Below are 14,421 nucleotides of genomic sequence, written 5' to 3'. Positions count from 1 at the left end.
AGGAATGAATGGTGGATTTTTTATTTTTAGGAACTGGAGCAGGTATGCCGGCAAAGAAGCGTAATGTCTCATCGATTGCGCTTAATTTAAACCAAGAGCGTCGAGCAGTCTGGCTGTTTGATTGCGGGGAGGCGACTCAACATCAAATTCTGCATACAGCTATTCGGCCGCGTCGGATTGAACATATTTTTATCACTCATATGCATGGTGACCATATTTTTGGGCTTCCTGGCTTGCTTGGGAGTCGTTCCTTTCAGGACGGTACAACGCCACTTACACTTTTCGGCCCGCCAGGACTTCAGCAATTTGTGGAAACAACACTTTCTCTCAGTCAGACACGCTTGCGTTATCCAATCCGTGTTGTAGAAGGAGAGGAAGGTGTAGTGTTCGAAGATAAGCAATTTACAGTCGAAATGAGAAAGCTAGAGCATGGCATTCCAAGCTTTGGTTATCGTGTTACCGAACACGACAAGCCTGGTGAATTGCTTGTTGATAAGTTAAAGGAGCAGCAAGTTCCTCCTGGGCCGCTATACCAGCGTTTAAAAGAAGGAGAGACGGTAGAGCTTGCCAATGGGAAAGTGCTGAATGGGAACGATTATATTGGCCCGAAGAAGAAAGGCCGCAAGCTGGCTGTACTCGGTGATACACGACCATGTGAAGCAGCAGTAGAGCTTGCTCGAAATGTAGATGTCCTTATCCATGAAGCGACATTTGCAGAGGATGAGGCGGATATTGCGCATGAATATTATCATTCAACAACTGTTCAAGCCGCCCAAATAGCAAAAGAAGCAGGAGCTAAGAAGCTTATCTTGACTCATATTAGTTCACGCTATCAAGAGGAAGGTTCAGTACAATTACTGCAAGAGGCACGAAATGTATTTTCAAATACAGAAGTGGCGTATGACTTTGCACAATTTCAAGTCGAATGGAGTTGAAGCTGATGAAGTTCTTCTATGATGCAAAAGAGTTTGATGGACTCTTTTCGTTAGGGTTCGTTGTTCTCCTGTCTTTCTTTACCTTCAAACGTTTTCGAAAGCTTGAACAGAAAAAGCATGAACTGACAGAGCAGTGCTCGAATTTCTATCACATACGTTAAAAGGACACCCGTTGATGAGTGTCCTTTTTAGCTTTATAAATATGGGTTTTCATGCTTAGCTTTTAGCTTTTGCCAGCGACGTTCAACTTCTGTTTCAAATTCTTGGAGCAGGGGAGCGTTTTGTTCTTTTAATAGGTGTTTCGATTTTCCCATATACGAAAGCCAGTCGCTTAGAGGTACACGTTTTTTCTTTGCTTCTGGATTATGTGTAATCGTCGTTTCACCACGCTCCACTTCGTATAACGGAAAGAAGCAAGAGTTTACGGCATGCTCCATAATTTTGTTCCCATAACGGTCTTCAGCTTTCCAGTTTAACGGGCATGTAATTAAGATTTTACCATAGACAAGTCCTTCATTTTGCGCATACCATTGCGCTTTTGCTGCTTTTTTTACGAGGTCTTGTGGAAAGGCTTCTGTTGCAGTAAAGACGTAAGGGATATTTGTTGCTGCCATAATTTGCGGCGTGTCTTTATGATGAAATGCTTTTCCTTGCTGTGTCTTGCCGACTCCTGTTGTGCTTGTCATGTGACCCATTGGTGTTGAATAAGACATTTGCGAACCAGTATTCATGTAGCCTTCATTATCATATTCTAGCAAAATCATTTTATGGTTACGCATTGCTGTTCCAATTGCAGAGCCCATCCCAATATCCATTCCACCGTCACCTGTAATCATCACAAATGTCACATCATCTGAAACCTTCACGTCACCGCGGCGCTTCATTTCTAGGAATGCTTCAAGCGTTCCAGACAGGGTAGCAGGACCATTTTGGAACAAGTTATGAATGGTCGGCTGCTTATGTGAACTATAAGGATAAGCAGTTGTTACAACATAGGCACAGCCTGTTTGGAATAAAATGACCGCGTCACCTTCGATCCCCTTAAAGAAAAGCTCGAGTGCAGGGAAAATGCCACAGCCTGGACAAGCCCCATGACCTGAAGCAAGTCGTTTCGGTTTTGCCGTTAACTGGCGGAGTGGCGGAATTTTTACTTTTAATTTATGAGTTTCGGAATCTTGTTCCACTTTAATTAAGCCTGTTTTGTAGGCATCACCATAAAGCGGTTCGATCGCTTTAAGCGAACGGTTTTCAGGGTCGCCTGTTGTGACGCCATAATAGTCAAATGGTTTTTCAGCGTAGCCTTTTTCCACAGCATTGATTGTAAGGTTGAAAAAGGCTTCTGCATCTTCAGTGAAAAAGTCTTTTCCACCGATACCGAATACACGGCTTAATACAATCGTTTTGTTTTCGGCGTCCACTTGAAGGGCTGATTTCACCTCGTGTGTTAAGTTCGGTCCGTTTCCGCCGTAAGAGTCTGCACGTTCAGCTACAAGTAATGCTTTTACATCTTTAAGTGCCTCGCGAATTTCTTCAGCAGGGAATGGACGAATCATATTTGGACTAATGACGCCTGCCTTCACACCCTGGGCCCGAAGCTTATCTACTGCATCTTTTGCTGATTCAGCGGCAGAGTTTAAGAGGAAGAGTGCGACTTCTGCATCTTCCATACGGTACAAATCCAGCATTGGATATTGACGTCCTGATAGAAGGGCATATTCTTTTGCCACTTCTTTGAATACTTTACCTGCTTTATAAAGTGCTTCTGATTGTTGATAGTTATTGTTAATTAAATCATTGCCATCCATGTGTGCACCGATCGTCACGGGGTTTTCAAAGTCCAGTGCATTTGCGAAGCCAGTTGGACGTTCTCCAACAAATGTTTGGACAACGGAACGGTCTTCGAAATAGTGCACTTTTCGTTTTTGATGAGAAGTAAAGAATCCGTCATATGCGACAATAACAGGAAGGCGGACATCAGAGTGCTCAGCGATCTTAAGGGCCATTATATTTAAGTCATAGACAGCCTGTGGCGTCCGGGCAGTAAGGATGACCCAGCCTGTGTTCAACCCGTAGTACAAATCAGAATGATCACCGCGAATATCAAGCGGTCCACTGATTGCACGTGTAACGAGATTCATAACCATTGGAAAGCGTGTACCTGATTGGACTGGCAGCTGTTCAAGCATATACATAAAGCCATTCGCACTCGTCGCATTAAAGACACGCGCGCCTGCTGCAGAAGCGCCGTAACAAATGCCAGAAGAACCGTGCTCACCATCTGCTGCAATTAATTGAATATCATGCTCGCCGCGTGCCTTCATTTGGTCAAGCAGCTGTGCAATTTCAGTAGAAGGTGTAATCGGGAAATAGCCCATCAAATGATAGTTAATTTGTGCGGCTGCAAGTGCAGCCATCTCATTTCCAGATTCAAAAGTGACGTTTTGTTTTGCTTTCGCTACAGCGGGTACATTGTGTTCGAGTGTCGCCATTATTGTAAACCTCCTGTTAATGAGAAGTTTTGTCGTGTACGGTTTTGTTCGGCATAGCCGATTTGCTCACGTAAGTCGGAAAGGGCAGATGTTGGACAAGATTCCACGCATTTTAGACAGCCTTTGCAATATTGATAATCAATTCCTTTAAGAAACATCTGCTTTCGGCCTCGTTTGTCCTCTCCTTCTTCCCAGACAAAACAAAAGTCAGGGCAAACCGTATCGCACTGAGCACAATTAATACATGCTGTTTGGTCAAAAGCAGGCAAGAAACCTTGTCTAGAGCCACTTAAATCTTTGAAAATACTATTTGCTTGAGCTGAAATGACGCCACCGATCTCTTGAGTTTCATAACCATAACGTGGCTCAGGCATTGTAAACGCTTTCGCTTTTGCATTTTCAGGTGTTTCATATGTTTTAAATTGCACTTCGTTGAAGCCGCGGTCGAATGTTCGAACGTTGGCATCCACTAAATGCGGATATTTGTTCTCGAATGTTTTTCGAATGACATTTCGCATCGCTTCTGGGTCTAAGAAATCACATACACGGAAAAGGGCGCCAAGCATAGCTGTATTCACACGCGTATTTTCCTCTACTGCAATGGTTAACGCATCGACAATGGCAAGTGTTCCGTATTCAAGCTTAAGATCAGATTTAATATCATCAAAATCACGTGTTGAATTTACAAGCACAATGCCTTCAGGTTGTAAGCCGCTTACAACATCTATCGTTTTATAAAGAGCTTCATGAAAGACCCCGATAACATGCGGCTGCATAATTGGACTATGAGCCCGAATTTCTGTATCTGCATCACAGAAGCGAATAAAGCTTTTAACAGGTGATCCTTTCTTTTCAGAACCATAAGAAGAGAAGTTTGCCCCATTTAACCCGAGACCGAGTACCCCTGCTTCTGCCAGCATTTTACCGGCCAAATTTGCGCCAAGCCCTCCGATGGACTCCAAACGTATTTCAAAAAAACCGAGCTCATTCTTCCTTGGTAAGATAGACATGCTTATTCCTCCTCATCAATGAACAATTCATCCCCTTATTTTTATTATAAAAGAAGCAAACGTATCATCAGGTTTGAAATAAGGATATTTTATGAAATTTATAAAAAAATGACTAATACACAAATATCATATGCCTCACAATGCCCTATGATACTTGATTTTTTAGTTATATAACAAAATTGATACAACGTTAAAATTGTATTATAACAGACAACGCCCCCTTTCGAATTTTGTCGAAAGGGGGCGTCCTTTTTTTAGAGCCAGCCACGCTCGTATTGTTGCGGAGCTGGAATCTCAGTATTTAGTTCTTTTGCTGCTCGGTATGGCCAGTATGGGTCGCGCAGTAGTTCACGGCCAAGAAAGATTAAGTCGGCTCGTTCGTTCTTTAAGATTTCCTCAGCATGAATGCCTGTCGTGATCATGCCGACAGCTCCAGTCGCAATTCCTGCTTCGTGACGGATTTTGTCAGCATATTGGACTTGATAGCCTGGATAAACGTCAATTGTTGCGGGTACGATAGCACCTGAACTACAATCAATTAAATCAATGCCGAGCTCTTTCATTTTTTTCGCATAGAGAACATGGTCTTCAATTGATAGCCCTTCAGGATGATGGTCAGATGCTGATACTCGTACGAAAAGAGGCCCATCCCACACAGCTTGAACTGCTTCAATAATTTCTTCTAGGAAGCGGAAGCGGTTTTCTGAACTTCCACCATATTGATCGGTTCGCTTGTTTGATAAAGGGGAAAGAAACTCGTTAATTAAATAGCCATGAGCGCCGTGAATTTCAATAATATCGAAGCCGCTTTTCTTTGCACGAACGGCCCCGTCTTGAAAAGCTTGAATTGTTTCAGTGATGTCTTCTGTTGTCATTTCCTTCGGTGTTTTCATTTCATCATTAAAAGGCAGGGCAGTCGGTGCGGCAATGTCACCGTCAATTGTTGCTTTGCGTCCAGCATGTGCAAGCTGAATTGCTGCTTTTGCATCATTTTCATGAATGAGGTCGGTTAACTGCTTTAGTCCTTCAATTTGACTGTCGTCCCAAATACCAAGGTCACGGCTTGAAATTCGTCCTTGCTGAGTGACAGCAGTCGCTTCAATCATCACTAACCCTACTTGCCCGACAGCACGGCTAGTATAGTGGGTAAGGTGCCAGTTTTGGACGGTGCCTTCATCCGTTGATGAGTACATACACATTGGAGACATAACAATTCGATTTTTTAATGTGACATTTTTGATTGAATACGGAGAAAATAATGCTCGAGTCATCTTTTAGAACCCTCCAAATTGAATTTTCATACATTAACAATAGCATGAGTCTATCTTTAAATTCATGCGTAAAGGTTTCTCTTTACGTACTAGTCAAAATTCGATAAGATGAAAACATTATATTCCGAAAATTTAGTCGAATGAGAGGGATTTTTATGGGGAAATGGCAAACAAAAGAACAACTTGTCGAACTACTAACAGCTCTTGTCGAACATCCAAGTATGACAAATTCTGAAGGCGAAGTTGCAATTGCAGAATATGTACATAAGCAGCTGAGCGACTTGCCATATTTCAAAGAGCATCCAGAACACGTAACATTACATCCGCTTTCTGACGGTCGGCGTTTTGTAACAGCACTAGCGAAAAGTAAAGCAGATGTTCAAGATACGATAATTTTAATCAGCCACTTTGATGTTGTGGAGGTAGACGATTATGGCAGCTGGAAAAGCCTTGCCTTTCGTCCAAAGGAATTAACAGAGGAGTTTTATAACAATAAACAGCTTGTTCCAGAACAAGTAAAAAAAGATATGGAAAACGGCGAATGGTTTTTTGGGCGTGGCACGATGGATATGAAAGCAGGGCTTACGCTGCAAATGTCGATGCTTGAAAAAGCATGTAATGGTGAATTTGACGGCAATGTGCTGCTTGTTACAGTACCTGATGAAGAAGCAAACTCTGCAGGGATGATCGGAGCAGTACCTGTCTTACTAGAGCTTGCTAAAAAATATAACTTATCTTATCGGGCATGTCTAAATTCTGAGCCTTCGTTTGCTCGTTATCCTGGTGATGCGAATCCTTATGTGTATACAGGTTCAATCGGAAAAGCATTACCTGGTTTCTTCTGCTTTGGGAAGGAAACGCATGTTGGAGAACCGTTTGCAGGCTTGAATGCAGCTTACATGGCCGCAGAAGTAAGCAGGTCGCTCGAGCTGAATACCGATTTCTGTGAAAATATAGATGGGGAAACAACGCCACCGCCGACAGCTCTGATGCAGCGGGATTTGAAAGAAGAATATTCCGTGCAGATTCCGCATTCGGCAAATGTAATGTACAATGTGATGATGATGGAGCGGACAATGGAGGAAATGACGGCTTTACTTTTGAATTCGGCTAAAAAAGCTGCCACATCGATTGAAGAAAAATTTATTCAGAGTGCTCGAAGCTTTGCATCCATGCAGTCCTCCTATGAGCCGACGGAATTTAATGTAAAGGTTTTAACCTATGATGAACTTCTTGCGTATGCAAAGAAAAAGCATGGGGAAGAAGAAATTGAAAGAAGACTTAATTATGTTACTTCACACCGTGGGGACCTTGGCGATCGTGATTTTACGGTAAAGCTTGTGCAAAACTTAGCATCACTATGCAGAGAACTTGCACCGTGCATTGTGCTTTACTATAGTCCGCCATATTATCCCGCCGTATCATCGCGAAATGATGATTATATTAAGCGGATGAGTCAGTGGGCGATGGATTATACGAAAGAAAATTATGCAATTGATTTAAAGAACCAACATTATTTTGCAGGACTTTCTGATTTAAGCTTTGTGCGCTTAGAGGAATCAGAAGACTCACTTTCACCATTGATTGGTAATATGCCGATGTTTGATAGAGGCTATAACTTGCCTGTGAAGGAGTTGCGTGAGCTGAATATTCCTGTGATGAACCTCGGTCCGTTCGGTCGTGATGCCCACCAATGGACAGAGCGTCTGGAAATGGAATTCTCATTTGAAAAATTACCTGATATTTTAGAACGCACGATTACAGAGATGCTCAAATAAAGAAAAGGTAAAGCGCGGCAAAGAATGCCGCGCTTTATTTATGATTTCAACATGATATGTGCTAGCTCCGCACCCATTTCTTCTGAGCGCTGAGCAGCACGCTTAATACATGTAATCATTGCTTCTTGTGCATCATAATCCGCCAGCACTTGTAAGCCTGCTTCTGTTGTACCGCCTGGACTCATTACTTCTTTGCGTAATGTTTCTGGTGACTTGTGGGATGTTTGGAGCATTTTAGCGGCACCAATAATAGTTTGCAGAATCAGTTCCTTCGCTGTTTCTCCTTCAAGGCCAAGATCGAGCGCTGCTTGCTCCATTGCTTCAACCAGATAATAGACGTAGGCTGGACCGCTTCCAGATAAACCAGTAACAGCGTGTAAGTCAGCTTCTTCAACGACTGAAACGGTACCAATTGTTTCGAACAATTCAATTGCAAGCTGTAGATGGGCATTTGTTGCATAGCTCCCTGCTGAAAGGGCGGTTGCAGATTCGCCTGTTGCAGCAGATGTATTTGGCATTGAGCGAACGACAGCAATTTGTTTGTCGAGTAGTTCTGTAATTGTTGAGGTTGAAACACCAGCTGCGACAGAAATAATGACATGATCAGCTCGGATATATGCTTTAAATGTATCTAATGTCGCAGCTACATCTTTTGGTTTTACCGCTAGAACTAGCACATTTGCTTCTTGAAGCATCATCTTTTTATCATGTGTGGCGTTAATCTTGTATTTTTCTGACATGGCCTGTAGCTTTTCTTTGTTGCTGCGGTTTGTGACAAACAGTTGATTAGGCCGATATAATTGCTGCTGCAGCAAGCCGGAAATGATCGCTTCTGCCATATTTCCAGCACCGATAAATGCAAGTTTTGTTTCGTGTTTCATGTTCATCCCTCCAGATGTAGGAAAATAGGTTGGAAAGCTCAAGCAGGTGACGTTCGCTTGAAAAATAAAAAAACCTTTCCGTCCTTCGTAAAAAAAGGACGGAAAGGTTCCGCGGTACCACCTTTATTGACTGTAATAGTCCACTTATAAGCCCCATAACGCAGGCGAAACGTTCAAGTTTCCTTGACAGCTCAAAGGCAGGTTCGAATCAAGCAACACAAAGGAATCTTTCAGCCTATGGATTCCATTCTCTATATTGTGTGCGGTTGGATTCTACTAATCCTTATCAATGCTGTTTCGTGTATATTATTATTTTGTGAATTTTCAAATAAGTTATAGGTTTTATTTTTATTATTATGCAATACAACTTATAATCATGTCAATAACCAATTCGTAGAAATGTTTTAAGCATGACAATCTTCGTTAAAAACGATAAACTTTACAATATGAAGCAGTATTCACTTGATAATCGGAGGTTAAACGAATGGTTCAGACGTTGCAACGTACACAAGATATTTATCAATTAACATTACCGACGCCGTTTTCTGTTGGTCCTGTTAATGTTTACTTAATAAAGGGTGATAAATTAACGCTCATTGATGTTGGTCCAAATACAGCGGAGGCACGTGAGGCACTTATCAGTCAGCTTGATGAGCTTGGCTATGATTTATTAGATATCGAACAAGTTGTGTTAACGCATCATCATCCTGATCATGTCGGTCAGCTTCACTTATTTTCTGCTCATGCTGAAGTAATTGGTCATTGGCGAAATCAACCGTGGTTAACGCGTGATGAGAAATTTGCTACGCATAATGTTGAATTCTTTAGAAGGTTTCTCCCACAGCAGGGTGTAACGGAAAATGTTGATAAATGGATTCATCTCTTTTTTAATGGCAAGTATTCCTGTAAATCTTCTTTAACGCAAGAAATTAAGGAAGGGGACGTACTTCCTGCACTTGATGAGTGGAAAGTCTTTGAAACACCAGGTCATGCGCAAAGTCATCTTGTCTTTTACCGAGAAAAGGATGGTGTCCTGCTTGGTGGTGATCATATTATTGGCCATATTTCCTCAAACCCATTAATGGAACCGCCGTATCTTGGGGAAACAGAGCGTCCGCGCGCAGCAATTCAATATCGTGACTCCTTGAAAAAGTGTCTTGAATTAGAGATCTCAACTGTCTTGTCTGGTCACGGAAAGGAAGTACGCAAGGTAAGGCCGCTCCTTGAACGTCGCTTTGAACGTCGACGTGGCCGTGCTGAAAAAGTGTTGGAAATGCTCAAAGGTACACCGATGAGTGCATTTGAAATTTCAAAGGTGTTGTTCCCTGCTGTCTATGAACGAGAGCTGTTCTTGACGATGTCAGAAACTACGGGTCAGCTTGATCAGCTAGAGGAAGCAGGCGGCATTATAATTGATAAAAGCGAATCAGTTTGGAAGTATGAAGCGAAATAGAGGTGAGCGTGGTTGTCAAACCTGCGAGGTAAGAACATCATCATAACAGGCGCCTCATCTGGAATTGGCGCGGCAACAGCATTAAAAGCAGCAGAGCATGGAGCATATCCGATTCTTCTTGCGAGGCGTCTCGATAAATTAACGAGTATTGCTCAATATATTCAGCACCAAACAAGTGTCCAGCCGCTTACTTTTTCCGTCGATGTTTCAGATGAACAAGCCGTTCATGCAACATTTTCACAAATTCTAAAGCAAATTGGAAACTGTGATATTCTCGTTAACAATGCAGGATATGGTGTTTTCGACGACGTTGTAAATGCTTCTCTTGCAGACATTCGCGGGATGTTTGAAGTCAATGTGTTTGGCATGATTGCTTGTACACAAGCGGTGCTGCCTTTAATGCTTTCTGCTGATACGGGTCAGATTGTCAACGTTGTCTCTCAAGCAGGCAAGCTTGCAACTCCAAAGTCGAGCGGTTATGCAGCATCGAAGCATGCCGCATTAGGATTTACAAATAGTCTGCGCTTAGAGTTGAGTGAGTCAAATCTTACTGTTTCAACCGTCAATTTCGGTCCTGTCGATACCGATTTCTTCACCCAAGCTGACCCATCTGGTGATTATGTGAAAAATGTGAAGAAATGGATGCTTTCTTCTGAACAAGCGGCTGAGGCGATTATCAGTACAATGGTCCATAAGAAGCGTGAGGTGAATTTGCCGCGCTGGATGAATATCGGTGCCAAGCTGTATCAGCTTGCGCCAGGCTTAGTTGAGAAAGTAGCAGGAAATGCATTTAAAATGAAATAGTAAAACTTCCAAATAATTGTCATTGAGAGTTTGCGTATCTTCTTATACGATAATGAATAGAATAAGGAACAAATGTTCGTTATCGAGGTGTGTGTGATGATTGAGAGGCAAGCTCTTCCTGACAAACGCGTTCTATGTATTGATATGAAAAGCTTTTATGCGAGCTGTTCTGCTATGCTCTGCGGCCTTGATCCGCTTACATGTTATTTAGCTGTTGTTGCAGATGTGAACCGCTCCGGCAGTGTGGTGTTAGCTGCCTCACCACGTTTGAAACAAGAATTCGGTATTCGGACAGGCAGCAGGCTATTTGAAATTCCAAAAGATGAGCGTATTCAAGTAGTTGATGCGCAGATGAAGACATATTTGCGAGTCTCAAGTGAAATTACGCGTCTGTTGCATCGTTATGTACCGAAGCATGCGATTCACACGTACAGTGTTGATGAAAGCTTTCTTACGCTTTCAGGGACAGACCGCTTATGGGGAGACGCGATGGAAACAGCACAGGAAATTCGAGACCAAGTATACGAACAGTTTCATCTGCCGTGTGCGATTGGAATTGGTCCAAATATGCTGCTTGCAAAGCTTTGTCTTGATCTAGAGGCAAAACGCAAAGGTATTTCGGAATGGACGTATGCAGACGTTCCGACAAAGCTTTGGCCAATCAAGCCGTTAAGTGCTGTATGGGGGATCGGAAAGCGAATGGAACGGAGGCTTGAGCGGATTGGCATTACGACAATTGGTCAATTAGCGCAATTTCCGCTACATCGTCTTGAGAAGATGTTTGGCGTAATCGGTACGCAGTTGTATTATCATGCACACGGTCTTGATTTTTCGGAACTCGGCGCACCGATTATGGGTGGACAAATTAGCTTCGGGAAGAGTCAAATTCTTATGCGTGATTATGAAAAGGAAATAGACGTAAAGCGTGTTTTATTGGAAATGTGTGAGGAGACAGCAAGACGGGCGCGAAAGCAGCGAATGTGCGGGCGGACAATCTCACTCGGGATCGGCTACAGTAAGCAGTACGGAGGAGGATTTCACCGTTCACTTACGATTGACGAGCCGACAAACGGGACGCTAGCCATTTATGAAGCATGTTTAACATTGTTTAAGCAGCACTATGCTTCATACCCAGTGCGCAAGATTTCAGTCACACTTTCGAATGTGGAAATGGATGATCAGATCCAATTGAGCTTATTTGATGAACGCTCAGAAAAGCAGCGTACACTTGGCTATGTGATGGACGGTCTGCGCCGTAAATATGGATATGATGCGGTATTACGCGCTGTTTCGTACACTGAGGCAGGCACAGCGAAGCATCGCAGCACTCTAATCGGCGGGCATAAAGCGTAGGGAGGAAAAATGATGAATATTACTTTTACTGAAAGAGCAAAGGAAAAGCTCGAAAGCGCATTGAGTGATCAACAAGCAGGGTTAAAGATCCTTTACGATACGGAAGGCTGCGGCTGTGGAGTTGACGGGATTTTTGTCTTAACGGCTCATACTGAAGTAGAGGCTGGTGAGATTGAAATTGAGTCTGATTACCGGGCAGTATGGATTGATGCACATAAAGAAGTCTTTTTCGACGAGAAGATGAAGGTAGACTACAAACCGGATGCGACATCCTTTATACTAAGTAGTAACCAGCAGATTTTAAATCCGCGCATGCGTTTCATTAAAGAGATAGAAGCATAAGCTTGGAGGGAAGGAAATGGCGAAACAGCGAAGTAAGAAGCAAAAACAAGATGATGCACTCCATCTAGGAGACCGTCTTGATGGGAACGTGTTTGCGAAATTAAAAGAAAAACAAAAAGAGTTACAAGCCGTTGAAAAGCAACGTGAAGAAGAAGAAAAGCAACGCCGTATTCAAGAGCGGAAAGAACGCGAGAAAAATAAATCATTTGAAGAACTGTTTGAAGAAAGCAATCTTGATTGGCGGAAATACAAATAACACAGCATCCATAGAGGGTGCTGTGTTTTATTTAGAAATTAATCGATTAAGAGACACCACTTTCTTTTTTCACATCAGTGGATTGTTCAGCTTCATTTAATTTCTTGTACCTATAGTCGGAGATTCTTATTCTCCTTTTTCAAAGATATTGTGAAGAATTAAAGCAAGCTCCAGTTCAATTCTGTCTTGAAAATGATTCAGCTTACGATGTGTCAGGCTTTCGATTTTATTCATGCGATACTTTAACGTATGACGATGGATGAACAGCTTATCTGCGGCATTATTCGTCCGCATATCTTCTAGGTATACTCGAAGCGTTTCAATTAGCTTCTCATTTGCGAGGACACCGCCTAGGATATTTTGATAATAGTCTTTCATGAGTGCTTCATTTTGAAGAAGGGGGAGAAGTAACTTATATAAGCCGAGTTCTTTATAGTGGAGCCGTTTATTTTTCTTCCAAACAGCTTCAATAATGAACAAGGCTTCCTGTGCTTCTTTATAGGAACGATGATATTCTGTGAAGTGGTTATAATAGTTTCCAATACCGATCGAAAGGGTTGTATCGTAGCGCTCTTGCACATGCTGTGCGATTTTTTCCATGATTTCTAACGTGCTTATTCGATGTGGATAGTAATTGGTAAGAAGCATAATAAATTGATTGTCAAGTCTTTTAAATAACGGTTCAATGGCATGGTCTTGCAGTAGTTTAAAAATAATTTGCTGAATATCCTGTTCGATTTTCATTCTTTTGAAATCTGTTGTACTGGTGGACGAATCAATTTTTAAGATCGTGACACACGTGTTTTCTGAGGTAATGTTATAGCCGAGCGTTTCTCCTTTTGTATAAATGGTCAGTTGGTCAAGGTTGCTGCCTGTTAAAACCAGCTCGAGAAAATCTCCTTTTAACTGATTATCCTTTTCTTCTAATTTTAATAGCTTTATAAATTCAAGCGCAGCGATCGTGGAGGTATGCTGCACAGCAATTTCTTCAAATGCATTTAACAGCTCATTCTTCACAACAGCCAAATATCCGTAGATGCTATCTTTTGAGTGGATAGGTTGAACAAAAAGATGAGGCATTCCCGTCATAGGAATCTCGTGTAACTGCCCTTCATTTTCTTTGAACGTGTGATGATGTTCCATAATCATCGTTTGAATGAGTTCTTCCTCATAAGAAGGTGAGGAGCAAAATGCCGCACATAGTTTATTAAAGTTGTTATCATAGAAGAAAATATCAGCTTTAATACTGCTGCTTATGGAGGAAGCAAACGAAGGGAGCCCTTCATTGTTTTTCGCCAGTTCAGTTAACGTAGTGTAGATCTCCTCTGAATATTTCATCTTTTCAAATTGGGCATGAATAATTTGCTGGTGCACAGTTTTTGTGATGCTTGAAAATGCGACACTTTTAGGGATTTCAATAATCGGAAATTGATAGATTTCGGAAGCTTTCTTAAGCTCTTCAGGGGTTGATTCAAGATAATAGCCTGTTTGGAGAATAAGGCCTGCGAGCTTTTTTTCGGCAAGCTTTTGAATTAAGTTATTTTTTAATTTGTCACAGGACTGAAGGTCAAAAGCAGTTGTAAGAAGCATTTCACCTTCTTGAAGCTGATCAATTTCATCAAGTAGTTCAAGAACGACAATCCATCGTATCGGCTTTGACTCTCCTTTCTTTCCTGCAATCAGCTTTGCATGTTGAAAGAGTGGGAGAGAGAAAGCATATCTTTTACCGTAATAAACATCTATATCACCTTCTTCTTCGTTATGTATAGAAAACACGCATGGGCTTTTTGCAAAGGCCTAGGAAAGATGTAGTCCCGCCTTTTTCAGTAGAAATGGTCTTCCCAAATGT

The 14,421-nt window shown here is 42.0% G+C and carries 13 protein-coding genes and 1 other annotated feature; of the genes, 8 read left to right on the top strand and 5 right to left on the bottom strand.

The features are described 5' to 3' along the window. Positions 1 to 11: 11 nt before the first annotated feature. Entirely contained in the window at positions 12 to 935 is a 924-nt protein-coding gene (gene rnz / locus LC040_10280; GenBank protein ID WLR53257.1) for a ribonuclease Z, read from the top strand. A gap of 5 nt (positions 936 to 940) precedes the next feature. Next, positions 941 to 1,096: a hypothetical protein gene (locus LC040_10275; protein ID WLR49698.1), complete on the top strand. Its 156-nt coding sequence runs from the start codon at positions 941 to 943 to the stop codon at positions 1,094 to 1,096. A 33-nt stretch (positions 1,097 to 1,129) separates the two neighbouring features. Here the strand turns inward: LC040_10275 and LC040_10270 are convergent, their stop codons facing one another. The 3 genes from LC040_10270 to namA form a co-directional block, all read right to left on the bottom strand. Beyond that, complete coding sequence (locus tag LC040_10270; GenBank protein ID WLR49697.1) at positions 1,130 to 3,424, bottom strand: thiamine pyrophosphate-dependent enzyme; 2,295 nt, start codon at positions 3,422 to 3,424, stop codon at positions 1,130 to 1,132. After that, positions 3,424 to 4,434 carry a 2-oxoacid:acceptor oxidoreductase family protein gene (locus LC040_10265; GenBank protein ID WLR49696.1) on the bottom strand — a complete coding sequence of 337 codons (1,011 nt, stop codon included), beginning with the start codon at positions 4,432 to 4,434 and terminating at the stop codon, positions 3,424 to 3,426. The genes LC040_10270 and LC040_10265 overlap by 1 nt, the downstream gene beginning before the upstream one ends. A gap of 254 nt (positions 4,435 to 4,688) precedes the next feature. Then, positions 4,689 to 5,705 carry an NADPH dehydrogenase NamA gene (gene namA / locus LC040_10260; protein ID WLR49695.1) on the bottom strand — a complete coding sequence of 339 codons (1,017 nt, stop codon included), beginning with the start codon at positions 5,703 to 5,705 and terminating at the stop codon, positions 4,689 to 4,691. Positions 5,706 to 5,860: 155 nt separating this feature from the next. On the opposite strand from namA, the gene LC040_10255 reads away from it, so the two are divergent. Then, on the top strand, positions 5,861 to 7,483 hold the full coding sequence (locus LC040_10255) for a M20/M25/M40 family metallo-hydrolase (protein WLR49694.1): 1,623 nt from the start codon (positions 5,861 to 5,863) through the stop codon (positions 7,481 to 7,483). 38 nt (positions 7,484 to 7,521) lie between these two features. Here the strand turns inward: LC040_10255 and proI are convergent, their stop codons facing one another. Next, the gene (gene proI / locus LC040_10250) at positions 7,522 to 8,364 is read right to left on the bottom strand and encodes a pyrroline-5-carboxylate reductase ProI (GenBank protein WLR49693.1); all 843 of its coding nucleotides are present in this window, start codon (positions 8,362 to 8,364) and stop codon (positions 7,522 to 7,524) included. Positions 8,365 to 8,455: 91 nt separating this feature from the next. Then, positions 8,456 to 8,663: a binding site (T-box leader), on the bottom strand. Positions 8,664 to 8,848: 185 nt separating this feature from the next. Between proI and LC040_10245 the strand changes: the two genes are divergently transcribed. From LC040_10245 to LC040_10225, 5 genes are all read left to right on the top strand, one after another. Then, a complete protein-coding gene (locus LC040_10245) occupies positions 8,849 to 9,817 on the top strand; it encodes an MBL fold metallo-hydrolase (protein ID WLR49692.1) in 969 nt (322 codons plus the stop codon). A gap of 12 nt (positions 9,818 to 9,829) precedes the next feature. Next, complete coding sequence (locus tag LC040_10240) at positions 9,830 to 10,621, top strand: SDR family oxidoreductase (GenBank protein ID WLR49691.1); 792 nt, start codon at positions 9,830 to 9,832, stop codon at positions 10,619 to 10,621. Between the two features lie 96 nt (positions 10,622 to 10,717). Further along, entirely contained in the window at positions 10,718 to 11,974 is a 1,257-nt protein-coding gene (locus LC040_10235) for a UV damage repair protein UvrX (GenBank protein WLR49690.1), read from the top strand. Positions 11,975 to 11,983: 9 nt separating this feature from the next. Next, positions 11,984 to 12,316, top strand: a complete 333-nt coding sequence (locus LC040_10230; protein ID WLR49689.1) for an iron-sulfur cluster biosynthesis family protein — start codon at positions 11,984 to 11,986, stop codon at positions 12,314 to 12,316. Positions 12,317 to 12,332: 16 nt separating this feature from the next. After that, a complete protein-coding gene (locus LC040_10225) occupies positions 12,333 to 12,572 on the top strand; it encodes a YqkE family protein (GenBank protein WLR49688.1) in 240 nt (79 codons plus the stop codon). Between the two features lie 126 nt (positions 12,573 to 12,698). Here LC040_10225 and LC040_10220 read toward each other — a convergent pair whose 3' ends face one another. Next, entirely contained in the window at positions 12,699 to 14,348 is a 1,650-nt protein-coding gene (locus LC040_10220) for a PucR family transcriptional regulator ligand-binding domain-containing protein (protein ID WLR49687.1), read from the bottom strand. Positions 14,349 to 14,421: the final 73 nt, after the last annotated feature.

The sequence above is a fragment of the Bacillus tianshenii genome, from assembly GCA_020524525.2.
Lineage (GTDB): Bacteria > Bacillota > Bacilli > Bacillales > Bacillaceae_N > Bacillus_AV.
This window is presented reverse-complemented; position numbering and strand designations above follow the sequence as displayed.

Bases quoted from the DNA above. Each gene is read 5' to 3' on its own strand.
- LC040_10275 (WLR49698.1), top strand. From the start codon at position 941: ATGAAGTTCTTCTATGATGCAAAAGAGTTTGATGGACTCTTTTCGTTA.
- LC040_10270 (WLR49697.1), bottom strand. From the start codon at position 3,424: ATGGCGACACTCGAACACAATGTACCCGCTGTAGCGAAAGCAAAACAA.
- LC040_10265 (WLR49696.1), bottom strand. From the start codon at position 4,434: ATGTCTATCTTACCAAGGAAGAATGAGCTCGGTTTTTTTGAAATACGT.
- namA (WLR49695.1), bottom strand. From the start codon at position 5,705: ATGACTCGAGCATTATTTTCTCCGTATTCAATCAAAAATGTCACATTA.
- LC040_10255 (WLR49694.1), top strand. From the start codon at position 5,861: ATGGGGAAATGGCAAACAAAAGAACAACTTGTCGAACTACTAACAGCT.
- proI (WLR49693.1), bottom strand. From the start codon at position 8,364: ATGAAACACGAAACAAAACTTGCATTTATCGGTGCTGGAAATATGGCA.
- LC040_10245 (WLR49692.1), top strand. From the start codon at position 8,849: ATGGTTCAGACGTTGCAACGTACACAAGATATTTATCAATTAACATTA.
- LC040_10235 (WLR49690.1), top strand. From the start codon at position 10,718: ATGATTGAGAGGCAAGCTCTTCCTGACAAACGCGTTCTATGTATTGAT.
- LC040_10230 (WLR49689.1), top strand. From the start codon at position 11,984: ATGATGAATATTACTTTTACTGAAAGAGCAAAGGAAAAGCTCGAAAGC.
- LC040_10225 (WLR49688.1), top strand. From the start codon at position 12,333: ATGGCGAAACAGCGAAGTAAGAAGCAAAAACAAGATGATGCACTCCAT.